24 protein-coding genes and 1 pseudogene are annotated in these 23,705 nt (G+C 36.0%); 18 read left to right on the top strand and 7 right to left on the bottom strand.

Annotated features, from left to right (window positions below; translation table 11 throughout):
- The first annotated feature begins 68 nt into the window (after positions 1-68).
- Genes moaC through tatC form a run of 4 tightly spaced genes read left to right on the top strand, consistent with a single transcriptional unit; the run spans position 69 to position 2,179 of the window.
- On the top strand, positions 69-563 hold the full coding sequence (gene moaC / locus ML543_RS16560; RefSeq protein ID WP_243388517.1) for a cyclic pyranopterin monophosphate synthase MoaC: 495 nt from the start codon (positions 69-71) through the stop codon (positions 561-563).
- An 18-nt stretch (positions 564-581) separates the two neighbouring features.
- Complete coding sequence (locus ML543_RS16555) at positions 582-1,220, top strand: redox-sensing transcriptional repressor Rex (protein ID WP_243388516.1); 639 nt, start codon at positions 582-584, stop codon at positions 1,218-1,220.
- Positions 1,221-1,240: 20 nt separating this feature from the next.
- Positions 1,241-1,417, top strand: coding sequence for a twin-arginine translocase TatA/TatE family subunit (locus tag ML543_RS16550; protein ID WP_243388515.1), 177 nt, complete (start codon positions 1,241-1,243; stop codon positions 1,415-1,417).
- An 18-nt stretch (positions 1,418-1,435) separates the two neighbouring features.
- A complete protein-coding gene (gene tatC / locus ML543_RS16545; RefSeq protein ID WP_243388514.1) occupies positions 1,436-2,179 on the top strand; it encodes a twin-arginine translocase subunit TatC in 744 nt (247 codons plus the stop codon).
- A 75-nt stretch (positions 2,180-2,254) separates the two neighbouring features.
- On the opposite strand, the gene ML543_RS16540 is transcribed toward tatC, so the two are convergent.
- Both ML543_RS16540 and ML543_RS16535 read right to left on the bottom strand, forming a co-directional pair.
- On the bottom strand, positions 2,255-2,461 hold the full coding sequence (locus ML543_RS16540; protein WP_243388513.1) for a YdiK family protein: 207 nt from the start codon (positions 2,459-2,461) through the stop codon (positions 2,255-2,257).
- A 2-nt stretch (positions 2,462-2,463) separates the two neighbouring features.
- Positions 2,464-3,198 carry a CPBP family intramembrane glutamic endopeptidase gene (locus tag ML543_RS16535; RefSeq protein WP_243388512.1) on the bottom strand — a complete coding sequence of 245 codons (735 nt, stop codon included), beginning with the start codon at positions 3,196-3,198 and terminating at the stop codon, positions 2,464-2,466.
- A gap of 343 nt (positions 3,199-3,541) precedes the next feature.
- Between ML543_RS16535 and groES the strand changes: the two genes are divergently transcribed.
- Positions 3,542-3,826, top strand: coding sequence for a co-chaperone GroES (gene groES, locus ML543_RS16530; RefSeq protein ID WP_243388511.1), 285 nt, complete (start codon positions 3,542-3,544; stop codon positions 3,824-3,826).
- A 54-nt stretch (positions 3,827-3,880) separates the two neighbouring features.
- Entirely contained in the window at positions 3,881-5,509 is a 1,629-nt protein-coding gene (gene groL / locus ML543_RS16525; RefSeq protein ID WP_243388510.1) for a chaperonin GroEL, read from the top strand.
- 115 nt (positions 5,510-5,624) lie between these two features.
- Here the strand turns inward: groL and ML543_RS17000 are convergent, their stop codons facing one another.
- From ML543_RS17000 to ML543_RS17055, 3 genes are read right to left on the bottom strand one after another with little or no spacing between them, the layout of a single operon-like run.
- A complete protein-coding gene (locus ML543_RS17000) occupies positions 5,625-6,020 on the bottom strand; it encodes a tyrosine-type recombinase/integrase (RefSeq protein WP_341482372.1) in 396 nt (131 codons plus the stop codon).
- A 38-nt stretch (positions 6,021-6,058) separates the two neighbouring features.
- The gene (locus tag ML543_RS16995; protein ID WP_279326722.1) at positions 6,059-6,316 is read right to left on the bottom strand and encodes a tyrosine-type recombinase/integrase; all 258 of its coding nucleotides are present in this window, start codon (positions 6,314-6,316) and stop codon (positions 6,059-6,061) included.
- A complete protein-coding gene (locus ML543_RS17055) occupies positions 6,297-6,764 on the bottom strand; it encodes an Arm DNA-binding domain-containing protein (RefSeq protein WP_341482371.1) in 468 nt (155 codons plus the stop codon). The genes ML543_RS16995 and ML543_RS17055 overlap by 20 nt, the downstream gene beginning before the upstream one ends.
- Positions 6,765-7,132: 368 nt before the next feature.
- On the opposite strand from ML543_RS17055, the gene ML543_RS16510 reads away from it, so the two are divergent.
- Positions 7,133-7,333: a hypothetical protein gene (locus ML543_RS16510; RefSeq protein ID WP_243388509.1), complete on the top strand. Its 201-nt coding sequence runs from the start codon at positions 7,133-7,135 to the stop codon at positions 7,331-7,333.
- Between the two features lie 119 nt (positions 7,334-7,452).
- Here ML543_RS16510 and ML543_RS16505 read toward each other — a convergent pair whose 3' ends face one another.
- Positions 7,453-8,463 (bottom strand): DUF262 domain-containing protein, encoded by a 1,011-nt coding sequence (locus tag ML543_RS16505; protein WP_243388508.1) that lies wholly within the window; start codon positions 8,461-8,463, stop codon positions 7,453-7,455.
- 205 nt (positions 8,464-8,668) lie between these two features.
- On the opposite strand from ML543_RS16505, the gene ML543_RS16500 reads away from it, so the two are divergent.
- The 11 genes and pseudogenes from ML543_RS16500 (at position 8,669) to ML543_RS16450 (ending at position 21,283) form a co-directional block, all read left to right on the top strand.
- Complete coding sequence (locus tag ML543_RS16500) at positions 8,669-10,543, top strand: DEAD/DEAH box helicase family protein (RefSeq protein ID WP_243388507.1); 1,875 nt, start codon at positions 8,669-8,671, stop codon at positions 10,541-10,543.
- A gap of 5 nt (positions 10,544-10,548) precedes the next feature.
- Positions 10,549-10,719: a hypothetical protein gene (locus tag ML543_RS16495; RefSeq protein ID WP_243388506.1), complete on the top strand. Its 171-nt coding sequence runs from the start codon at positions 10,549-10,551 to the stop codon at positions 10,717-10,719.
- A gap of 4 nt (positions 10,720-10,723) precedes the next feature.
- A complete protein-coding gene (locus ML543_RS16490) occupies positions 10,724-12,664 on the top strand; it encodes a hypothetical protein (protein WP_243388505.1) in 1,941 nt (646 codons plus the stop codon).
- Between the two features lie 12 nt (positions 12,665-12,676).
- The gene (locus ML543_RS16485) at positions 12,677-13,132 is read left to right on the top strand and encodes a hypothetical protein (RefSeq protein ID WP_243388504.1); all 456 of its coding nucleotides are present in this window, start codon (positions 12,677-12,679) and stop codon (positions 13,130-13,132) included.
- Positions 13,133-13,335: 203 nt separating this feature from the next.
- The gene (locus ML543_RS16480) at positions 13,336-13,749 is read left to right on the top strand and encodes a hypothetical protein (protein ID WP_243388503.1); all 414 of its coding nucleotides are present in this window, start codon (positions 13,336-13,338) and stop codon (positions 13,747-13,749) included.
- Between the two features lie 147 nt (positions 13,750-13,896).
- The gene (locus tag ML543_RS16475) at positions 13,897-14,412 is read left to right on the top strand and encodes a hypothetical protein (protein WP_243388502.1); all 516 of its coding nucleotides are present in this window, start codon (positions 13,897-13,899) and stop codon (positions 14,410-14,412) included.
- 15 nt (positions 14,413-14,427) lie between these two features.
- The gene (locus ML543_RS16470) at positions 14,428-15,654 is read left to right on the top strand and encodes a DNA sulfur modification protein DndB (protein WP_243388501.1); all 1,227 of its coding nucleotides are present in this window, start codon (positions 14,428-14,430) and stop codon (positions 15,652-15,654) included.
- 348 nt (positions 15,655-16,002) lie between these two features.
- Positions 16,003-16,575: pseudogene (locus ML543_RS16465) on the top strand (DUF6615 family protein); the annotation flags it as partial.
- A gap of 790 nt (positions 16,576-17,365) precedes the next feature.
- The gene (locus ML543_RS16460; protein WP_243388499.1) at positions 17,366-17,662 is read left to right on the top strand and encodes a hypothetical protein; all 297 of its coding nucleotides are present in this window, start codon (positions 17,366-17,368) and stop codon (positions 17,660-17,662) included.
- 75 nt (positions 17,663-17,737) lie between these two features.
- Complete coding sequence (locus ML543_RS16455; RefSeq protein WP_243388498.1) at positions 17,738-19,486, top strand: ABC transporter transmembrane domain-containing protein; 1,749 nt, start codon at positions 17,738-17,740, stop codon at positions 19,484-19,486.
- Positions 19,487-19,489: 3 nt separating this feature from the next.
- On the top strand, positions 19,490-21,283 hold the full coding sequence (locus tag ML543_RS16450; protein WP_243388497.1) for an ABC transporter ATP-binding protein: 1,794 nt from the start codon (positions 19,490-19,492) through the stop codon (positions 21,281-21,283).
- Between the two features lie 246 nt (positions 21,284-21,529).
- Here ML543_RS16450 and ML543_RS16445 read toward each other — a convergent pair whose 3' ends face one another.
- Positions 21,530-23,704, bottom strand: coding sequence for a cellulose biosynthesis cyclic di-GMP-binding regulatory protein BcsB (locus ML543_RS16445; protein ID WP_243388496.1), 2,175 nt, complete (start codon positions 23,702-23,704; stop codon positions 21,530-21,532).
- Position 23,705: the final 1 nt, after the last annotated feature.

The raw sequence follows: 23,705 nt of genomic DNA, 5'->3' as shown, positions 1-23,705 counted from the left end.
GTAACATCTAGGAGAAAGACAGAAAGTTAAAAATAGTGTATAGTTCTAGTATAAGGGGAGTTATATTCGTGAGTGAGTTTACACATATAAACGAGCAAGGTCGAGCGAAGATGGTCGACATATCGGAGAAGAATGAAACCGTTCGTTCAGCGGTAGCGAAGACGAGTGTTATGGTTTCGCAATTATTGTATGAACGAATCATTAGTCACCAAATGGAAAAAGGCGATGTGTTATCAGTTGCTCAAGTAGCTGGAATTATGGCGGCGAAAAACACACCTTTCATGATCCCGATGTGCCATCCGATTCCATTAAAAGCAGTCGACATTCAATTTGATTGGAAAGAAAATGAAAAGAAGTATATACTAGAAATTGTTGCAACTGTCAAAACAAAAGGGGCAACAGGAGTCGAAATGGAAGCGCTAACCGCTGCTTCTCTATGTGCGTTAACCGTTTATGATATGTGTAAGTCAATTGATAAAGGCATCATTATTGGGCCCACATATCTCGTTGAAAAAACAGGGGGAAAAAGCGGGGATTATCAGCGCAAAGGTTCTGTTTTGTAAGATTGTGGGGGATAAAAATTGAACCAGGATCAACAGAAGATACCACAAGCGACAGCGAAACGGCTGCCACTTTATTATCGCTTTTTACAAAACTTGCATGTATCAGGTAAACAGCGTGTATCTTCAAAAGAATTGAGTGAAGCTGTAAAGGTGGACAGCGCTACAATTCGCCGAGATTTCTCATACTTTGGCGCTCTTGGAAAAAAAGGATATGGCTACAATGTTAATTATCTGCTATCCTTTTTTCGCAAAACTTTAGACCAAGATGAACTAACAAAAGTGACGTTAATTGGGGTCGGAAATTTAGGGACAGCTTTCTTAAATTATAATTTTATGAAAAACAATAACACCCAGATTACGATTGCCTTTGACGTCGACCGAGATAAAGTTGGTCAAGAGGTTGGCGGTGTTCCTATTTATCACTTAGATGAACTAGAAGAACATTTACCAGAGGATGTAACGGTGGCAATTTTAACGGTGCCAGCACCGGTGGCACAATCGATTGCTGACCGACTCATCCGAAAAGGAATAAAAGGTATTTTAAACTTTACGCCAGCTCGGTTAACGGTTCCGGATTCCATCCGGATTCATCATATTGATTTATCCGTTGAGTTACAGGCATTAGCGTATTTCTTAAAGAACTATCCACAAGAATAACAACTAGAGGAGGTGTGAACATGAACATCGGTTTAGGTAGTTTCCTATTAATTGTAGTGGTAGGCCTTCTTATTTTCGGTCCGAAAAAGCTTCCAGAGCTTGGACGAGCAGCCGGAGATACATTACGTGAATTCAAAAAAGCTACAAAAGGTTTAGCGGATGATTACGAGGATGACAAACAGAAATCAGAAAAGTAACAGATAGGATGATTTCCTATGAACGAAAAACAAATGTCTGTGTTAGAACATATTGAAGAATTGCGAAAACGGCTGTTAATCGTGGTCGTTTTCTTTTTCATGTCAGTGGTAGGTGGCTTCTTCTTAACGAAGCCGATCATTGTGTATTTGCAACATACAAGTGAAGCCGAACAATTTGCGTTAAATGCGTTTCGACCGACAGACCCATTTATGGTGTATATGCAGTTTACATTTATAATAGCCTTGATATTAACGTCACCAGTCATTTTATATCAGTTATGGGCATTTGTCAGTCCGGGACTATATGAAACGGAGCGACGAGTGACACTCAGTTACATTCCTATTTCACTTGGCTTGTTTTTGCTGGGGCTATCGTTTTCGTATTTTATTTTATTCCCGTTTGTCGTCGATTTCATGAATCGGATTTCCAATGACTTGGAGATTAACCAAGTGATTGGAATTCATGAGTATTTTCGCTTTTTGCTCCAGTTAACATTGCCATTTGGACTATTGTTCCAGCTTCCTGTCGTCGTCATGTTTTTAACTAGACTAGGGCTCATTACGCCGATGCTTCTAGTGAGTGTTAGACGATACGCTTACTTTGTCCTGCTTGTTGTTGCAGCGATGATTACACCACCAGAGCTAATCTCACATTTAATGGTAACCGTACCGTTATTCATTCTATATGAAATTAGCATCGTCATTTCGCGCTTTGCTTATCGGAAAGCACAACTGGCGCAAATGAAAGAGATGAATAAATAAGAAAGGAGTGCCGATACGTCTATACGTATAAGCACTCCTTTTTTACGAAAAAGCAGAAGGTAATAATCTGCTTACTTATTTATTTTTCGCTTTTTTCATGCGAGCAGAATACGAAAACATACGAATGGATACCGAAAAGTCGAATGTTGCTAGCAACATTAAGATAATCGTCGGAAGAGTCCAAATTGTATCTGTTGCAGTTGCAGTGTTAATTGCTAAGTACGTAAATAAAATACCCATGGCTAAATAAAACAAGCCCATGGAATTTGGATTAAATCTCATTCTTAGATGCCTCCAATAATGATTTGAATTTTCTCCATTTGATTTGTCATTTTCTCAATTTCTTCACCATATAGGAGCTGAATAATGACTACGAATGTGTTCATCATCGTATGGGCGAAAATGGGTACCAATATGCGGTTCGTTTTCACGTAAAGGTACGCAAATGTGAACCCCATCGATGCGTATAAAAGAATATGTTCAGGTTCACCATGTACAAGGGCAAATAATATTGAACTAACGAGAGCTCCTATCATAAAATTCGTTCTTTTATATATAACACGAAATAGGATTCGGCGAAAGATGATTTCCTCTAAAATCGGTCCGATAATGGACGTTACAAGGATGAGAAGCGGCGTCATCTTGACTAAATCCATAATGATTTGCGTATTTTCAGAACCTGGGTCAATGCCAAACACATTTACTTCAATATTTGCAGCTATACCTTGGACAAATAACGTCATGAACGCTCCACCTATTGCCCAAAAGGTTGATGCTTTCACCGATGCTTTTGCTTCATCTCTTAACTCTACTTGGCGTACATTCGTTAAGAGGATTAGAATAATCACTAATGCCAAGGAGAAGCTAAAGATGGTCCAATAGGCTTGCGCTTTATAGATAGCAAGTTCCTTAGAGAGACCTGTCCCTAATAAATATTTGTACATCATCGGCACGCCAGCAAATGCAGAAAGCTGCATAAGTACATATGTAATAATAATCCACCAATAGTGCTTAATCACGCTTTAACTCCTTTACTGCTTTTAATATTTGTTTTCGTCATGAAATAATTGAATACCTCAAGCAAAAGGCATCCCACATAAAGCGTATGCCTGTAGTGGGTGCGAACGAATAGAGTCTGTCATCTAACCATACCTTTTTATTTTAACATAATCTATTAGAGAGCATACGGATGTAGCTTTAAGTTTCGACTGAGAGATTCTGTAGAAAAATTTTTGTATTAGATACTTGAAATTGTAAGAAAGTTTCTTTAATATTATAACTGTGTTAGCACTCAAGATGAATGAGTGCTAATAAAAAGGAAAATTTTAAAAATCTCAAAACAATTTGAGGAGGTTGTTTCACGTGTTAAAGCCATTAGGTGATCGCGTAGTTATTGAGCTTGTAGAATCAGAAGAAAAAACAGCAAGTGGTATCGTATTACCAGATACTGCAAAAGAAAAGCCTCAAGAAGGTAAAGTAGTTGCAGTTGGTACTGGTCGTGTACTTGACAGTGGTGAGCGTGTAGCGCTAGAAGTAAAAGAAGGCGATCGCATCATCTTCTCAAAATATGCGGGTACTGAAGTGAAATACGAAGGTACTGAATACTTAATTTTACGTGAAAGTGACATCCTAGCTGTTATCGGTTAATAGAAGGCAGTTTTTATATCATAGAACAAATAAAATTTTGAGGAGGAATGCATCATGGCAAAAGAAATTAAATTTAGTGAAGAAGCACGTCGCGCGATGCTACGTGGTGTAGATACATTAGCTGATGCCGTAAAAGTTACTTTAGGACCTAAAGGTCGTAACGTCGTATTAGAGAAAAAATTCGGTTCTCCTTTAATTACAAACGACGGTGTTACAATCGCCAAGGAAATCGAATTAGAAGACGCATTCGAAAACATGGGTGCTAAATTAGTAGCAGAAGTTGCAAGCAAAACAAATGATGTTGCTGGGGACGGAACAACGACTGCGACTGTATTAGCTCAAGCGATGATCCGCGAAGGTCTTAAAAACATCACAGCTGGTGCAAACCCTGTAGGTGTTCGTAAAGGAATCGAAAAAGCTGTAACGGTTGCAACTGAAGAATTAAAAGCAATCTCTAAGCCAATCGAAGGTAAAGAGTCTATCGCTCAAGTAGCAGCGATTTCTGCAGCTGACGAAGAAGTAGGTAAGCTTATTGCAGAAGCAATGGAGCGCGTTGGTAACGACGGCGTTATCACAATCGAAGAATCTAAAGGCTTCACAACTGAATTAGAAGTTGTAGAAGGTATGCAATTCGATCGTGGATACGCTTCTCCATACATGGTAACAGACTCTGACAAAATGGAAGCTGTTCTTGAAAATCCATATATCTTAATTACAGATAAGAAAATCTCTAACATCCAAGAAGTATTACCAGTGTTAGAGCAAGTAGTACAACAAGGTAAGCCATTATTAATCATTGCTGAAGACGTTGAAGGTGAAGCGTTAGCAACATTAGTTGTGAACAAACTTCGCGGTACATTCAACGCTGTAGCGGTTAAAGCTCCTGGCTTCGGTGACCGTCGTAAAGCAATGTTAGAAGACATCGCAATCTTAACTGGCGGTGAAGTAATCACTGAAGACTTAGGTTTAGATCTTAAGAGCGCAAACATCACGCAATTAGGTCGCGCTGGTAAAGTTGTTGTAACAAAAGAAAATACAACAATCGTTGAAGGTGCTGGAGACAGCGAACAAATCGCTGGTCGCGTGAACCAAATTCGTGCTCAATTAGAAGAAACAACTTCTGAGTTCGATAAAGAAAAATTACAAGAGCGCTTAGCGAAATTAGCTGGCGGTGTAGCAGTAATCAAAGTTGGTGCAGCTACTGAAACTGAATTAAAAGAGCGTAAACTTCGCATCGAAGACGCCCTTAACTCAACTCGTGCAGCAGTTGAAGAAGGTATCGTTTCCGGTGGTGGTACTGCCCTTGTAACAGTTTACAACAAAGTAGCAGCAATCGAAGCTGAAGGCGACGTAGCTACTGGTGTGAACATCGTTCTTCGCGCATTAGAAGAGCCAGTACGTCAAATCGCGACAAACGCTGGTCTTGAAGGTTCTGTAATCGTAGAGCGCTTAAAGAAAGAAGAAGTTGGCGTAGGATTCAACGCTGCAACTGGCGAGTGGGTAAACATGATCGAAACTGGTATCGTTGACCCAACAAAAGTAACTCGTTCTGCTCTTCAAAACGCAGCATCTGTTGCATCTGTCTTCTTAACAACAGAAGCAGTAGTAGCTGACAAGCCAGAAGAAAACGCTGGCGGCGGCATGCCTGACATGGGCATGGGCGGAATGGGCGGCATGATGTAATAAACATCATAAAGCCTTGATATATAGGGGTTTTTAAGTGGAATAAAGATAATTGCTCATACTTTTGCTCATAGTAAGCAAAAAATGCTCACTTTTTTCACAAAAACCATCTTAATTAGAGAAGGTCTTTCATCAGTTTACTGAACTGGTGGGAGGCCTTTTCTTCCATATTAACCGTCATATGAGCGTAAATATTCATTGTTGTGTTTATGTCTGTATGGCCTAAACGCTGCTGAATCTCCTTTACTCCCACACTCGCTTCAATCAAAAGAGATGTGTGAGTATGTCTGAATGAATGAGGAGTAATATTTTTTTCTATACCGGCTTTTCTTAATAAACGTTTAAGTCTGGTTTCAATTACCTTTCTTAATTGTGGGTTCCCGTCATTTCTTGCGAAGATGAACTGGTTATCAACGTATACAGGGCGATTTTGTAACTTAAATTCTTTTTGCTTAATTGAATGGTGCTGCAACATTTTTACAAGCTTATCATCTATACGAATTGTACGGATCGAGCCAGAAGTCTTAGGTGGAAGTAACTCATACTCTTTTATATTGTTACGTGTTTGTATAGTGTTTTAGTTACACGGATTGATCCTTTTTCCTTATCAAAATCAGTCCATTTAAGGGCTAAAAGTTCTCCAATACGTAAACCAGTATAAGCTAGAGTGGTAAAAATCAATGAATCCATTTCTAACCCATCCGAGTTAGCAAGGCGTAATAGTCGAGCTAACTCTTCTTTTTCTAAAAACTTAATCTCTTCTTTTTGTTCCTCAATGTCTTCTATTTTAGGTTGATATTTGGGCAATTGATTTAGGATTAACCTTGATTAATCCTAAATCAATTGCGTGATTAAATATCATACGTCCGCATGCATGGATACCACCCAAGTAATTCTTGCTGTACTTTTCGGAAAGCTCTAATATACGTCTTTGGTAAATCTGTTTGGTTATCTTCTTAAGAGGATATGGCCCCCAAACGGATATAAAGTGTTTCATTTCTTTACTACGTGCTCTTACGCTACTTATTTTTGCGTTTTGTGCATATACCTTTATCCAGACTTGGGTAAATGACTCAAATGTCATTTTAGTTTCATTTACATGTGTTCCGTCCTCTATTTGAGCTTCCATTGCCCTAGCAGCAGAAACTGCTTCTTTCTTTGTAGCAAAACCTGATTTTGTTTTTTGTTTTTGTTTTTTTGTTAAAGGATCAATACCAAGTGATACGGTATAAGCCCACTTTCCGTTTTCGTATATATGCCATTTTAATTAACTCCTTTCCTGTGACTGCCTTCTTTTTAATCTTTTTTGTCGTTGGTTATAAGTGTTTTCACGAGTACTCCTTTTTCTGCCTGGCAAAGGAGAACAAAACTTTTGTGATGCATGTCTAGGTTCAAATATCCACCCACAGTTTTGACACTCTTCTAACTTTTGATTGTTAAATATTGCTTGCTTTAGCTGGTATCCTGAGACTTCTAATAGATTATCAAATTTTATAGCAGGAACTATCTGGTTACTTACAAAGGCTGTAACCGTATAGAACATATTGAAAATCAACTTAAGGTTTCAGGGAGGATATAAAAAAGTGAATTTGAAATCAAGGATACAAAGAGCTGAAAAAAATTTTGAAACCGAATGAAAAAGTAAACGATCCTCACGGTAAACAGACTCCTTTTAGAAAAAAGGCATTGGATCTATGGCAATGTGGAAAGTATGCCGATTTAAAAGAGCATTGTAAGGAAGATATTCAATTTTACGAACTTTTAATGTCTTATACAAGGGTAATAGATAAGATGGTTGCTAGAAAAGTTATGAGTAATCAATAATAAAATATCATTAAGTTGGCCCATATCTAAGGGGAAAATAAGCTGTCACGTAATAATACCCCTGCTATACGAAAGCAGGGGTTTAATAATTACTATGCTTATGATTTTGAAATATCCTGTTAGCTGATATTATTTTCTTTCTGTTGAAGGAATTTATTAAAGTTATTTTTTAAAATCTCAACTCGCTTTTTAATATTTTTTATTTCATGGAATCCCAACTTTTTAAGATCGTTGTATTGGTCATATTCCATTTGATTATTAATGAAAAATTGCTTTAAAAATTCAGAGAAAATTTCATGATCTATATTTTTTTTAGAAAGCTCAAAGGAAACTTGTAAAATTACAATTGTATCCACCTTTTTATATATTTTCCTTTTCTCTCTTACAGTTAAATAACCTGATACAAGTTCCATATAATCAATGATTTGCTTTATTGATTCAGTCTCTAAGGTCTTATTACTTTTTGATAAATACTCTAGGTAATCTTCTGTAGCCTTTGTATTTACCTTATCTACAGGTAATTCTTTATCTAGTAACATGGAGGTAATAATAACTATTTGATTATCAACCTGAGTTTTTCTAGCAGTTGGTGTTAATGGGTAGTGTTTTTGGAAAAATGTATGGTTTGCAAGCTCTAATACCTGATCCATTAACGAAGATCGAAATGTTCGTTTTGTGAAATTTGATATGGGTGTAAAGTTATTCAGTCGGCCAAACAATTCGAAAATGTCACTATTATCAGCTCCTTCAACTATAGTGAACCGAAGACTTTCATTAAGGAAATTTTGTTGAAGTTCCAAAGGTAATTTACTAAATGTACAAAAAGAAATATTGGTATTAGAAACATTTGGAGTGTCAGGATATAGTCTGAACTTGTCTTCCATAAAATCAAAAATGGTATAAAGTCTTTGTTTGCCATCTATAACAGTGTAACTATCATCATTTTTAGAGAGTATCAAATTTGGTAATGGAAACCCAATCAAAATAGAATGAATCAAAAGTGATTTTTGTTCATCTTTCCAAATAAACCCCCTTTGAAAACTCGGGAACTCAAAGTGGGCTCTATAATTATTATAAACTGAACCAATGGGCATTTCCCACGTAATAAAGCTATTTCCTCTTTTGTCCATTTACAGGCTCCTTTCTATATAATTACTTGAATGTGTTACTTATATTATATAACACATTTTAATGCGTTTTAGTTGATTTAACTTCATGATTAGATACTTTTTCAAAAATAATTAAAAAGATGTGATATGTGATTTGTGTATCACATAAATATGTGGTAAGATGATTTTAGCGTTAAATGGAAACGAATGAAAGGGGTGGTATAAATTGACTGAATTGCCTAATATCCCACTTACATTAAATACCTCCGATAACAATTTTTCACTTGAATTCTACGATCCATGCTTAAAGTGGGCGAAGAAGTATGATAGGGGTGTAGGTTATTTTACTTCAAGTTGGATTAGATCAAATGCTTATGGTTTAAGTCACTTTGCAGCAAATGGAGGTACAGCACGTTGGATAACAAGCCCAATAATAGATGAAAGGGACTTGGATGCTCTCTCAAAAGGATTAATTGAACCAGAGGATATTGATCTTGTGTCTACTCTAAAAGAAGAAGTAAGATTGCTACAAGAATACTTAGAAGAGGAAACTCTTAATGCAATTGCCTGGTTTATTTATGATGGAATATTAGAGTTCAGGTTTGCAGTTCCAACTAAAAGCTTAGAGGGAGGAGACTTTCATGACAAGTTTGGTATATTTTATGGAGCAGAAGAAAAGTTATCCTTTAATGGTTCCGTAAACGATAGTAAAAAAGGAGAAAGGAATTATGAAAGTATTAAAGTATTCCCCACATGGAAAGGCTTAGGCGATTTTGTGGAAGATGATATTAAGCGCTTCGAAAAAATTTGGAATAATAGTGATGAAAACTTAAAGGTTTTCGACATGCCTAGTGCTGTAAAAGAAGACATCTTTACGCTACGTACATTAGAAAGGCCATATAAACTTTCAGAAGAAAAGAGAATAGAAAATAAGTGGAGACATCAAGATGATGCCATTAGAAATTTTTTGAATATTGGAAATGGGATACTTGAAATGGCAACTGGAACAGGCAAAACCAGAACCGCATTAAGTATTGTGAAGATTCTCCATAATAATAAATCTGTAAAAAGCGCGATTGTTACAGTAGATGGATCAGATCTACTAGAACAATGGTCTAAAGAAGTGGGGATGTGGACTAACCTAACAATTTACAAGCAATTCTCAAGGTATAAAGAGATTTCTGGATTTTTACTTAATCCAGAAAATGCAGTTTTAATAATTTCAAGAGAATTTCTTGTTGATTTTATTGACCACTTTACGAATCAAATATTAACAAATTCAATAATCATCTGTGATGAGGTACACGGATTTGGTGCTCCAATGTTAGTAAAAAAACTAAGTGGAAAGATTAGTCCCTTTAAATATAGATTAGGACTTAGTGCAACGCCCGAAAGAGAATATGATGAGAATGGTAATGATTTTATAGAAGCAGAAATAGGGGGCAAAGTATTTGAGTTCGGTCTAGAAGATGCAATAAGACGGGGCATATTATGTGAATTTGACTACACCCCTTTAGAGTTTGAATTGACGGAAGAAGATCGAAAAAAAATTAAACAACTAATTGCTACTCATAATGCTAAAAAGCAAGCGGGTGAATATGTGGTGGATGAGAATTTATTTAGAGATATAGCTAGAGTGAAAAAAGTCTCTAAAGCAAAATTACCCATATTCTATTCGTTTTTACAATTAAATAGAGATATTTTGGACAGGTCAATTATTTTTGTTGAAACAAAAGAATTCGGGGAAGCGGTGCAGCAGATACTAATTAGATTTGAGCCAAATTATCATACCTATTACGGAGAAGACGATAGACAAAATTTACTTCGTTTCAGTAATGGAGAGCTTAACTGTCTAATAACTAGTAAAAGAATATCAGAAGGAATTGATATTAGTTCAGTTAATAACATTATTTTATTTTCTGCTGATAAAGCAAAGATACAAACTATTCAAAGGATCGGCAGAAGTCTAAGACTCGATCCAAATAATCCCAAAAAGCGTGCAGCTGTAGTAGATTTTATTCAGGTTAGCGATGAAGGGAATTCTGATCATGACAGACGTATATGGCTAAATGAAATGGCTAAGGTGAAAAGAGAGGAGTAGTTAGTATGGATAGAAATAAGGAATTAAATGAAGCGATTGAGGAGTTGTTTCGAGAGATCGACGAAAACGATGAATTCAAAAGAAGAGTAAAACGTCTTATTGATAATGCAATGAAAGACTCATATCTGGATGATGATATTCTAGCCGTTATTGATCTTATGAAAAAGGAGGCATAAGGATATGAACCTAAAAATACTTAACTGGAGTTATAAAAATATTAGGGGTGTTAATAACCTCAATATATCTGTTGAAAAGGAATTAAATATCCCACATAAAATAAATCTTATTATGATGCCAAACGGTTATGGTAAGACTACTACACAAACTTTATTACGTGCTGTTTTTGATGGATCGGCTGTTGATTGGGATTACGATAAAGTTACAGGATTTAAACCGCCTAACTCTCTTGATTTACTAGGAGAGTTTAGAGTAACGCTGTTAATTGATAGCTCTATATATGTAGTGAATTTAAAGTTAGATTATTCAGATGGAAAAGCCTATTATCAGACATCAAGAGTGGGTGATGTAGGTGGACTTGAAAATGGTCACAAATTACCATCAGTTCTAAAGAGTGCTTTTACAACCGAGTTTGTAAAACGGTTTGTATTCGATGGTGAGTTAGCCAAGGAAATAATCGGTAGTCAAAGTCTTGAAGCTGAAAGGACAATTCGATATCTTTACCAACTTAATCGTTTAGGTGATATGAGACAAAGAATTACTGCAATTGTTAATGAAAAACAAAGCAATATGGAAAAAACTAGCGCTAAAACTGAAGTAGGGTTAACAAGATTAAAATCTGAAAAAGAAACCATTTTAAAAACCCTAGCAAACTTGAATAAAGAAAAAAACCAACTAGAAAATGAAAAAGAAGAAAAGCAAGTTAGGTTAAACAATGTTGTAAAAGAGATATCAGAACTTATAAAATCAGACCATACATTAAGGGAGCAAGCTGAAAAGTTAGAACAGGAAAGAATAAATGTAGGAAATGCAATTGTTGAAAAGTCACAAAGTATATTAAATGATTTAAGAAATCCATTCCAATTGTCAAGCACAATAGCTGATAAACTTACTTCACTTTCATCTAAAATGCAAAAATTAAAATTGCCAAGAACTATGTCAAGACAATTTTTTGAAGACCTAGCTGACAATGATAATTGCGTTTGTGGGAGACCAATAGGTTTAGTTGAGAAGACTTATATCCTTGATAAGTCTGAAGAGTTTCTTGCAGAGGATCAAATAGGTGTAATTAATGCTATTAAAACTTCTATTAAGGGAAGAGTTTTTACCGAAGACCTTAATGGAGAAATAGGAGCATTGAATTCATTAATTGTTAAGAGAAATCAAGTGAAAAGTGATTGGGACAGACTTCAGAATAAGCGAGCTGATGCAGGTGACATTGAGCTTCAAAATCTTGAACAAGAGAGGAACGAATTAGAAGTACAAATTGATAGAGCGACCGAAAGATTAAGAGTCCTTACAACAAAAGATAAGTTTGAAAAGGAACATTTAAATTTTCAGGAAAATATACCACTATGTGAAGAGAAATTTGCGAAAATTGAGGAGAAAATTGCTGAGGCTACAGATACAGTAACTCTTGTGAAAAACTCAGAGAAATTCAAAAAAATTCTTACTGACATTGAGAAAGCTACTATCAACAAATTAAAGGAAAGAATCAAGGATGAGACAAATGAAAAGCTTTCGAAAATTATTCAAGCAGAGCTCATTGAAGTAGAAGAAATAAAAGGCTATCTTAAATTAGCTGGTAAGTCAGGAGCTAGTGAAGGTCAATCATTGGCTATAGCGTATTCATTTTTGGGATCGATGTTTGAAACATCTTCTCATGATTTACCCTTTATAGTTGATTCCCCAGCTGGTTCGTTGGACCTTTCAGTAAGAAGGCAAGTATCTAAAACAATACCTCATTTATTTGACCAGCTTATTGTTTTTATCACTTCTGGTGAGAGAGAGGCCTTTACAGACTATTTCTACAGAATTGAAGATGAAGTCCAATTTCTAACAATTAGTAAAGAAAATGGAGAAACGCGTTGTATTGAAGGAAAAGAAACATTTGCTACCTTTCAAGGGGAAGAAGAGGAAGAAGAGAATGTAATAAAAAATTAGGAGGTTTGCCTGATGGGGTTTAAGTTACCTAAAGAAGCAAGAGAATACTTTAAGTTAATTGACCAGAAAGATAATAAGTTTAAAACCATATTTGACAAGTATTACTTATGTTTAATGGTTGGTCTTAGTAATGAAAAACTAGGTAAGCAAGATGAATATGAGAGTGCTGATTTCGTAGAAGGGTATCCCCAAGCTTATGCAGATAAAGCCCCGTTGATTACTGGGTTATTAATCAATGCTGAGATGGAGAGACAAGGGATAAATTCTGAGGATCGTACAAGTGTGGAGGGTTTAATCCTACAGTTAATTGATAACGACTCAAGCACCAAGCTCAGTGAAAAAGGCATGGAATTATTAAATAGCTATGCAGCTGGAGGGATGAGTACTATCAGGGACAATATACCGAAAACTAGTGAAATAGAAACATTCCTAGTATATTATCACCGATTGCTTAACCCAGCATCTTGATGCTTTTTTGAATAAGTTCTTAAGGGCATTAACCACACACCTTCTAAGCAGCACCCTGAAACTTTCTATCTTTATAGGGTTTTTGATTATGATGAAACAAGCAATTCAGGAAATATGTTTGTGCTTAATGGTGATATGGAAGATTATTTAGATTTAGAACCTATTACATTTAGGGCAAAAATTAAATAAGGGGGAGATAATATATGGCTATTTATGGTATTGGAGCGATGTATGGTGGGACTCGCGATAAGTCAAATGAATTTCTAAAACAAAAATGTGCCTGTATTGGTTGGGATGAGAAAGAAGCTCCTGGCCTGCACAAGATGCTCACCAAGATTAAGACAGGTGACTTCATATATATTAAATCTATGGATATAAGCAAGAAGTCGTTGGGAATAAAAGCTATAGGGGTTGTATACGATGACCAAATTAAAGACTACGGACTTGGGAAAGGAGTTTCGGTTAAATGGTTGTGGCCATTAGAAGGTGTTAGTCAAGAAAAAATAGCTATAACTAGTGAGATGTATAAAAATAATGTGTTTAATAATACTTTGTACGAAGAATATAACCCGGTGGTTCAATCGTTTATACTTAATAAAGTGTTCGGAGGACTGTAATTAAATGGTGATTTATTATTTGGAAGGTTACGGGGATTTTAGGGATGGAGTTAATATTCTTGGAGTCTGTAGTTTGATAGAATAATAGAATTGAAGAGATTCATAGGAAATGCAGATAAAGTTTTTAGCGTATTTGAGGTGAGGTGTTTGAATGCTTTTGAAAAACACGAATATTTATCAGCAAGAAAAGAGCATTTTCAGTTGTCTATTCCAACTATAGCACCGCGTAGGGGCAAAGCAGTTGGTTATGACATTAATCAATTGAGTTGGAATGAAGTAAAGTTTTTAAAAGATGATGGAACCTTACATGATGATATGAGTACTATACCTAATGATACAGGTGGTATTTATATATTCCGCATAAAATCTGATTTAATACCAAATGTAATAAACTATACTATGTATATTGGCAGGGCTCAATATAATAATGGTACATATAGTTTAAGATCGAGATGCAGGCGCTATATTACCGATACAAGATTAAGTATTCAAAAGATGATCAACTACTGGGGACCATATTTATATATTTCTTATACAACTATAGATGATAATGAACTTATTGTTGATTTAGAAAAATTTTTAATAGCGTCTGTATTACCTGTATATAATCCTGAAATTGATGAAGTAGAAATTAAGGAAGCTAAAAGAATGTTTTATCCATAAGAAAGGACGTGTATAATGAGAATTCCAGCTATTGTATCAAGTATAGGTAATTGGAGTTATTATGTCTGTTCAATGACTTTCGATCAAATTAATAACTATGTAAGCAAAATTGATAAAGAGTTACATAAATCAGAAAAATTAAGCGAGTTGCTTCAAAGATCTATAACAAACAATTACAAAAAAATATCAAAATACATATTAGAACATGATGACCGATTCTTTAATGCAATAGTACTTGCAGTGTATGAAGGTGACCCACAGTTTAGAGAGGTTAGTTTCGAATATAAGGGAGAACAGTATGGAAATATGGGTTTGCTGGAATTTACTGGGATGGAAGTTATTTTTCCGGTTGATGGACAACACCGTGTAGAAGGAATTAAAAAAGCTTTACAAGAAGACCCATCTATAAGTTCCGAAACAATCCCTGTAATCTTTATAGGTCATAGAAATAATCCAGAAGGAATGGAAAGGACTAGGAGATTATTTAGTACGTTAAATAGGTATGCAAAACCAGTGAAGAAAAGTGAAATAATTGCCTTGGATGAAGATGATATTATTGCAATTACTACTAGATATCTTGTTGAGAACCATCAATTGTTTAAAGATAATCGAATAAGTTTATCAACCAACTTGGTTGAAAGTAACACAAGTGCATTTACCACGATAGAAACCCTTTATGATTGTAATAAATTTTTATTTTTAAATTACCATAAGGGAATTGGTTTTAAAGGTGGCATAGAAAATTATCTAAGAGTAAGGCCTTCGGATACCGAAATAGATGAATTTCAGAATTTATGTTATTCTTTTTGGAATATTTTCAGTACTAGGTTTAGTCAAGTAAATGAGTTCCTTAGATTAGAACAGGATGGGGCTCTTCCTTTTAGAAATAGTGAAGGTGGAAATTTGTTGTTTCGTCCAGTCGGACTTTCCTCGTTTATAAAAGCAGTTTCTACTGTTAAAAAGCGCACAGAAAAAAGCTATGAACAAATTTTAGAAGCAATGAGTGAGATAGATTTTTCTTTAGTCGAAAAACCTTGGCGACATGTTTTGTGGAATATGCAAGAAAATAAAGTGATTGCAAGAAACGCAACTTTAACTCATCTATTATTTATATACATTTATCAAAAGCGAATTAACGAAACAATAGTGACTAATGCGGAATATAACGATCTTAGAAAGAAATATGCAAATAAATTAACTATTAACATTGAAGAGATTGATGATATTTTGAGTGATTTATAAATTGTTTGGAAAATAACCAAAGATCTCCACGAAGAGTTGAGATCTTTTTTATCGTTGATAACAAAGTTAAACGGCTGAGTAAGAATAAAAGTGTTAATATAACCAATTTAACAATTAAAATTAATTAATAGAAATCATTATAATTAATGGAAGGAAGCTTAAAGGAATGAGTGTCTGCAGTGCAATAGAAGATTTTTCATTATTAACCTGGTATATATTAGAGGGAAGATTTATTACAAATTTGAGTGTTGGTGAAGAGACAATAACTGATGTTAGCCTGATTGAATTACCTAAAAGACTAGGGAGTAGTACAAAAATAGAGAAGTTCAGTAAAAAAAGGAGGACAAAGTAGGTGCAGATTGGGAATGGTGGATAATAGACCACGGAAAAGCAATTTCACTTAGAGTACAAGCAAAAATATTAAGCCAAGATATGAAATATAAGAGTCTAAATTATGTTGGAAAAAGTAAAAAAGCCCAAATCGATACTCTTCTTAACAAAGCTGCTGCTGATAAATGTATTCCTATTTACATATTCTATAATTATGTAAATAACTTTCCTACAATAAACTGTAGGTGTGGTAAAACGATACATGACTTTTATGAAGGGGTGACTTATAGTTTTGGACCAACTGTTAAAGGCATAGTTGGAAGTGGAGGAAGAAAAGGTTATGGTTATCATGAAGTACGTCCTTTTTCTGACTTTTTAGTGTGTTTATTTTGTTGTAACAATAAAAGCAAATCACTAATAAGTGCAATTGTTGATAGATATAAGGAATTTTCGAAATCAAAGGTTGAAGGTTACATTAAAGAAAAAGTACCTAAGTATGTCAAGAAAATCTCACCAGACATACAAATAGAAACAGAAGATAAAGACCTTAAGGAACTTCCGAAATTTGTTATTGTTACCCAATTAAATTGATAATATTTTTATTATAAAAACTACTTTGCAAATTGTAGAAATCAATTATTATATGCTCTTTATTTAAAAGTTGAAGGTATTAATTTTAATGATTATATACGATATAAAATTTCCCTCGACTAAGGGTGAATATTAGATTTATAAACAAGTTTTAGCCGAAAGTCATCGATGACGTTCGGCTAGATGAAATGTTCATATTATTGCTCATAGAATTTTTATTTTCTATATAAGATTATTAGACATGTAATAAAGAAAAGTTGATAAATTAGTTATCTTTTGCAAGAGTTTGTTTCTATTTTTTATATTCTTGAATGGGCGGAATGATGTAATAAACGCTCAAAACCTAATATAAATAAGGTTAAAATGGTCACGAGACTTCTCGTGACCATTTTTTGACCTTGTTTAATAATATAACTTTACACTTCTCATTAACTAACTAATTTTTTCAATATTTGTCCCCAGGTTATGTATTTTAGTGCTTCTAGATAATCGTACATTACCATGTTTACCTTACTGTTTCCTCAATAGTCTCAAGTCATTTTCCAACCTAGTTACGCTCCCTAAAACTTCTCAAACGAAACGGATGTCTAATTTTTATAAGACGGGTGAATGAATGCCTCAGAAATTAGTTCGGTACAGTATTATTTTCATTCGGTTAAGCATTTTCCTTTACTAATTCGATATAATGATGCCAAAAAACGTCTTTTATTTCGTTGTCAAGATTCCATCGATATTGTAAGTTTTTTTGAAAGCTTTTTAATTGAATAGAAAAGTAAGAGGGAGTAAGTTCATGAACGAAGAGAAACGAATGATTCAATTTCAATCGGAAGAGTATATTCCACAGTCGTGGGATGTGATCGAATGTGAGGACGAGAGTGTTTTCTTTTTAACAAATGGGAATTTGTTAGGGCCAAGTGCGCATATTTTAAAAGCCCGTGGACTTAGTAACAAAATGTATATTAAGTATCAAGGGTTCACATTAGAAGAAGTTGTCCGTGAGTTGGATGAGAAACATGGAATTAGTCGAGTTGAAAACGGGAAGTGGAAGGTATTATGGAAAATTATTCAATCTCAATTCAGTGTTTAATGAACAATTCAGAAATTTCTGGTAAAATGTAACTGTTACGTTTTTTTAACCAAATGGTATCGGAGGACTTTTCGGATGAAAGTGTTTTTGGAGTTGATGTGGTTTTTTAAACAGGAGAAAAGAGCTTATTTAACGGGAATTATATTGTTATTTATCGTCGCATTTTTAGAATTAGTCCCTCCAAAAGTGATCGGCATCGTGGTCGATCAAATCGCAGAAGGTACTCTTTCGCAAGAAAAGTTGTGGCAGTGGATGGGTATTCTATTAGGAGCTGCACTCATGATGTATGTGCTTCGTTTTATTTGGCGCATTATGATTTTCGGTTCAGCGGTTAAATTGTCGAAGCTCCTTCGGAATCGTTTGTATCAACAGTTTACGATGATGACGCAATCGTTTTACCAACGACGACGGATTGGTGATTTGATGGCCCATGCGACGAACGATTTACAGGCGATTCAGCAAACGGCAGGAGCTGGCGTTTTAACACTCGTAGACTCATTGGCTGTAGGTGGATTCGTCATCATTACGATGGCGGCAACAATTAGCTGGAAGTTGACGCTCATCTGTTTGATTCCCATGCCTATCATGGCGTATTTAACGAATTTTTACGGTTCATTACTACATAATCGATTTGGGCAGGCGCAAGAAGCATTTTCCTCTTTGAATGACAAAACACAAGAAAGTATATCGGGGATAAAAGTCATTAAAACGTTTGGTCAAGAGAAGGAGGATATCGAATCTTTTCGTGATCAGTCTGAAGATGTTGTTCGTAAAAACTTAGCTGTTGCGAGAGTCGATTCATTGTTTGATCCAACGATCTCAATCATTGTTGGGGTTTCGTTCTTTCTCGCTATTGTGTTTGGAGCTCGCTATGTGATTCAAGGGGAATTAACGATTGGAGAGCTTGTTTCGTTTACAACGTATCTAGGCCTTCTTATATGGCCAATGCTTGCGTTTGGTTGGTTGTTCAACATTGTGGAAAGAGGAAGAGCTTCCTATGATCGAGTATCGAAATTACTTCATGAAAAACCGGATGTGTTAGAGCAAAAAGGAGCGCGAAAGGATACACCGAGTGGTGATCTTCAATATCACGTCGATTCATTTTCGTATCCAAATGAAGAACAGGCGGTATTATCCAATATCCATTTCACATTAAAAAAGGGAGAAACGTTAGGAATTGTCGGAAAAACAGGGGCAGGAAAAACGTCTCTCATTAAAGCATTGCTTCGCGAGTTTCCAGATATAAATGGGGATATCAAGATTGGGAACGAATCTATTTTTGACTATGAGCTTAATTCATTGCGCAGTGTCTTTGGATACGTGCCGCAAGATCATTTTCTTTTTTCAGCATCCATTCAAGAAAACATCGCATTCGGAAAACCCGATGCAACGGTAGAAGAAGTTCAACAGGCAGCGAAGCTAGCCCATATTCATGATGACATCGTTCAATTAACAGAAGGGTATGACACGGTTGTAGGGGAGCGAGGCGTTTCCTTATCTGGGGGGCAAAAGCAACGCATTTCCATTGCTCGTGCTCTTCTCATGGACCCTGAGATCTTAATTCTAGATGATTCTTTATCAGCTGTAGATGCAAAAACAGAAGAGCAAATTTTAACTTCCTTAAAAGCAAACCGTGACGGGAAAACAACGATTATAACAGCGCATCGCTTAAGCGCCATTCAACATGCGCATCTGATTCTCGTGCTTGATGAAGGGGAGGTTGTTCAGCGAGGTACCCATGAACAATTGATGGCACAAGAGGGATGGTATAAAGACATGTATATTAGACAGCAGTTAGAAGACATTGTAGAACATGGGGGGTAAGGCATGGAAAAAAGTTTAAAATTGTCTCCGAAAAAGCAAAGAGAAGTGTTTCGGCGTTTAATAGGTTATACAAAGCCCCATGGCAAAGGAATCATGTTAGCTTTTTTGCTACTAACGATGACAACAGCGGCGGATGTCATTGGACCCATTTTAATCAAAGTGTTTATCGATAGTTATTTAACACCTCAATATTTTCCGAGAGAACCTCTTTTTTATTTAGGAATTGGGTTCTTAAGCCTCCACATTATGAAGGTGGTTATTTTATATTTTCAGCAGCTTAAGTTTCAAGAAATCGCCTTGAAGATTATTCAACAGCTGAGAATTGATGTGTTTACGAAAGTGCAGCGGCTCGGGATGCGTTATTTTGATCAAACACCTGCTGGAAGCATTGTTTCAAGGGTAACGAATGATACTGAAGCGATCAAAGATATGTTCGTGGAAGTGTTAGTGTCGTTCATTCAAAGTTCGTTCTTATTGGTTGGAATTTTCGTGGCTATGTTCTTGCTAAATGCTAAATTAGCCTTTTTCTGTTTGGCCATTTTACCAATCATCTTTTTCATCATTCGTACGTACCGAAAGTATAGCTCGATCTATTATGCACAACTTCGGGAAAAATTAAGTCAACTCAATGCGAAGTTAAATGAATCGTTGCAAGGGATGGCTATGATTCAAGTGTTTAGACAACAGAAGCGATTGCAACAAGAATTCGGAGCCATCAATGAGTCACATTATGAGTCGGGGATGAAAAATATTAAGCTGGATGGTTTGTTACTTCGCCCTGCGATTGATGTTGTGTACGTATTATCGCTTATTTTAGTGTTGAGTTATTTTGGGATTTCGTCATTTAACAGCCCAGTTGAAATCGGGGTGCTGTACGCCTTTGTCAATTATTTAGATCGTTTCTTTGAGCCGGTTAACCAAATGATGATGCGACTTTCCATGTTTCAGCAAGCGATTGTTGCTTCCTCCCGGGTATTTACGCTACTAGATGAGAAGGATGAAGAGCCCTCTCAAAAAGAGAAAAATGTGGTCATTCAAAATGGAGAGATTGAATTTCGGAATGTTTCCTTTAGTTACGACGGAAAGCGTGATGTTTTAAAAAATATTTCGTTTACGGCTAAGCCCGGGGAGACAGTTGCACTTGTCGGTCATACCGGAAGTGGTAAAAGTTCGATCATTAATTTATTTATGCGTTTTTATGAATTTGAACGGGGAGATGTTTTCATAGATGGGCAGTCGATTAAAGACTATCCAAAACAGGAGCTTCGTCAAAAGGTAGGCCTCGTTTTACAAGACCCATTTCTTTTCTTTGGAACGATTCAAGATAATATTCGGCTATACAATGAGGAAATATCGGATGAGAATGTAAAAAAAGCGGCGGAGTTTGTGCAAGCGCACAGCTTTATTGAGCAGCTTCCTGATGCCTACAAACATCAAGTTGTAGAGCGAGGGGCCACTTTATCGAGTGGGCAACGCCAATTGATTGCGTTAGCCCGAACCATCGCGACCAATCCCAAAATCTTAATCTTAGATGAAGCAACTGCCAACATTGATACCGAGACAGAAGAGGCGATTAGTGTGGCGCTTGATAAAATCAGGAAGGGTAGAACCACGATTGCGATTGCCCATCGATTATCCACTATACAAGATGCTGACCAAATTCTCGTTTTACATCAAGGGGAGATTGTAGAGAGGGGCAACCATCAACAATTACTTGCTCAAAAAGGGTTGTATTATAAAATGTATTTACTACAAAATGGGCTGACCGAGAATATGGAAAACGCTGTGTCGTCCTAATTTGAAAGGCAATCGGAAAAAATCCGATTGCCTTTTTGGTTGTTACGGAAAGTTTAAGTTCAATAAAATGTTAAAGTATTCTCTTTACAGTTTTTTTTTGTGTCTAGCTCCAAGCGTCATGAGCTCGGGTCGCTTCGGCCCTGCTGTGGCGACGGAAGACTCCTCGCAGGTCCTAAAGCGCCCTTCGCCTAAGGACTTGCGCTTTTCTTAGGGGCTTTTCAAGTCGTTAGAAGTACGTAACAAGAATCATTCTTGATCTAACTTTTCTTGTTTCTTTTTTCTTCGAATCATGATGATGAAAAGAACGATGGATAGGACAAAGAGCAAGGATAATCCAATCCAAATGAAAAGTTGGCTACCGTCTAATAATTTGAATTCTGTTTTGGTTACTTGTTCGGAATTTTTTTCTTCTTCTGCTTGGTAAGTGAAAATATCATTGTTAATATTTTGTGCCACGATATAAGCAGGGTCCCCGTTTTCTTTTAAATATAACAGCATTTGCTCCGATAAATAGAGGTTGTTTTGTTCCAAATCTGTTTTTGTAAAAACGGTTAATGCATGTTCTTCATTCCAAGGTGATGGCTGTATATAAGCGATGCGAATTGTTGTTTCATTCAATAGTTGATAAGGCGTAATATCTCCGTTTTTTTCGGGCTCATTGACTAATAGGTTTGTTTGTTGCTCTTTTAGTATCGGGTGAATTTCGGTACCTCCAATGAAAAGGAGATCGTTTTGTTTCAACATATCATCGGTTACATCTGAGCTATAAGTGATGTTTAAATATCGTAATGATTCGACGTCGGTGTACATGCTGCTTATAAGATTTTGGAGTTGATGGATGTCCTCTAGCGTCACAGCGTTAGGGATAACAATTGTCGTTTCAGATTGATTGTTTTTCGTTACGTATGGGGAAGGCCATTTACTAAAGTTGAATGATGTACTGCTGTCTACTTGCGGGACGAACAAGTAGCTGGATTGGTCTAAATAAATCCAACGACTGTTATCAGCTGGAACACAAATATCATAATCATGTAAACCCATCGCTTCAAATTTAATTTCTAAAAAGGACGATTGATTCAATAATGCTGGATCAACCGGTATTTCTACTGAATAATAACCACTTTCGTTCATATTCGTTAACCGCTCAATCGCAACGGAGTGTGGCACATTGTTTAGCCAGATTGTCAACTCAGCCTCATTATTTGTGATTTCATTTTCTAGTTGTGTGAGCACTTCCGATTTCTTCAGTTTCAATTGTAGATAAGCTTGTTGATTTTCATCGATGTTAGCCGGTACTTTGTAAAAGTAATTTTGCGATAAACTGTTCACGCCGGATAGTGTTAAATTCCCAATTTGCAAGTCTTCAAACGTCACGCTCGGTGAATAGTTTTCTTTTTTAGGAAATGGAATGCGATTAATATTGATGGACGTTCCGGCTAACTGATTAATATAGTCTTGCTCTGTTAAGACATGTATTTTCTCAGAAATGTCGGAGTCTGTGTTAGCCGTAATAAATAACACTTGTTTTGTCGCTTGCTCTCCTTTTAAGGCATAATTTGCAATGGTTAGATGATCGTCTTCGAGTGATAAATTTGCTGCTCCAACTAATGATTTAATCGTTCCATTAAAGGAGGATGTTTTGCCAATCACAATATAGTGGGAGCGAAATGCTTCCATTGAAGATTCGCTTATGATCTCAATTCGATCACCTGAAGAAATTTGTGTTTGTAAATAGCTAGATAGAAATAACGCCGCTTCCAATTCGTTCGAACTGGGCTGATCAGGGATGACAATCGATGTGTGAATTTCTTGGTCAAAGCCTGGTTGAACAAATGGATATGGAAAGTCCTGTAGTAAAAAGTCGCTTGTTGCTCTTTCTGATATGTCTAAATAAAGAAGGCTTTCTGGGTATAAGGTAAACCAATTAGCTGAGTGGTCCTCATTCACACAAATCCCATCCATGATATGACCGTAAAAGGAGATGGAGATGCTGTGAAAGCCTTCTTCTAAAGCAGCATCAGGTAATGGGATACGAACGGTGTTCTTGTTATCTTCCTTTTGAATTAGCGGAATGCTTTCGATTGGGACGTTGTCAATGAGAACTGTCATGCTTGAAGGCTCTTTTAGTAAGGGTGAATGTCGGTAATGAAGCTCTAAGTAGTTATTGTCACCTATCGATGCAACGGGCACATTGTAAAAAAACTGGGTCGTATCGTTTAAGCCGTACATCGTAATTGCTGAGTTTGATAGTTGAACTACTCCTCCGTCTTTGGAGGTGTTTTCTTTTAGTTGGTCTAGTGAAGAGGGAATTGCAATCGTCTGATCCGTTCGTGAAAAGGTCTCTTCCGCAGAAGAATTTGTTGTGACCCATATACTCATAAACAGCATTGAAACGAATAATAGAATTGTTTTTTTCAACATA

The sequence above is a fragment of the Bacillus kexueae genome (assembly GCF_022809095.1).
In the GTDB taxonomy this organism is placed as follows: Bacteria; Bacillota; Bacilli; order Bacillales; family Aeribacillaceae; genus Bacillus_BZ; species Bacillus_BZ kexueae.
Note: the sequence above shows the minus strand (reverse complement) of the source record. Positions and strands in the feature narration are given on the sequence as shown.

Coding starts and splice junctions, on each gene's coding strand:
- ML543_RS16455 (WP_243388498.1), top strand. CDS start 17,738: ATGAAAGTGTTTTTGGAGTTGATGTGGTTTTTTAAACAGGAGAAAAGA.
- ML543_RS16550 (WP_243388515.1), top strand. CDS start 1,241: ATGAACATCGGTTTAGGTAGTTTCCTATTAATTGTAGTGGTAGGCCTT.
- groL (WP_243388510.1), top strand. CDS start 3,881: ATGGCAAAAGAAATTAAATTTAGTGAAGAAGCACGTCGCGCGATGCTA.
- tatC (WP_243388514.1), top strand. CDS start 1,436: ATGAACGAAAAACAAATGTCTGTGTTAGAACATATTGAAGAATTGCGA.
- ML543_RS16445 (WP_243388496.1), bottom strand. CDS start 23,704: ATGTTGAAAAAAACAATTCTATTATTCGTTTCAATGCTGTTTATGAGT.
- ML543_RS16460 (WP_243388499.1), top strand. CDS start 17,366: ATGAACGAAGAGAAACGAATGATTCAATTTCAATCGGAAGAGTATATT.
- ML543_RS16450 (WP_243388497.1), top strand. CDS start 19,490: ATGGAAAAAAGTTTAAAATTGTCTCCGAAAAAGCAAAGAGAAGTGTTT.
- ML543_RS16540 (WP_243388513.1), bottom strand. CDS start 2,461: ATGAGATTTAATCCAAATTCCATGGGCTTGTTTTATTTAGCCATGGGT.
- ML543_RS16490 (WP_243388505.1), top strand. CDS start 10,724: ATGAACCTAAAAATACTTAACTGGAGTTATAAAAATATTAGGGGTGTT.
- ML543_RS16470 (WP_243388501.1), top strand. CDS start 14,428: ATGAGAATTCCAGCTATTGTATCAAGTATAGGTAATTGGAGTTATTAT.
- ML543_RS16480 (WP_243388503.1), top strand. CDS start 13,336: ATGGCTATTTATGGTATTGGAGCGATGTATGGTGGGACTCGCGATAAG.
- ML543_RS16485 (WP_243388504.1), top strand. CDS start 12,677: ATGGGGTTTAAGTTACCTAAAGAAGCAAGAGAATACTTTAAGTTAATT.
- ML543_RS16495 (WP_243388506.1), top strand. CDS start 10,549: ATGGATAGAAATAAGGAATTAAATGAAGCGATTGAGGAGTTGTTTCGA.
- ML543_RS16505 (WP_243388508.1), bottom strand. CDS start 8,463: ATGGACAAAAGAGGAAATAGCTTTATTACGTGGGAAATGCCCATTGGT.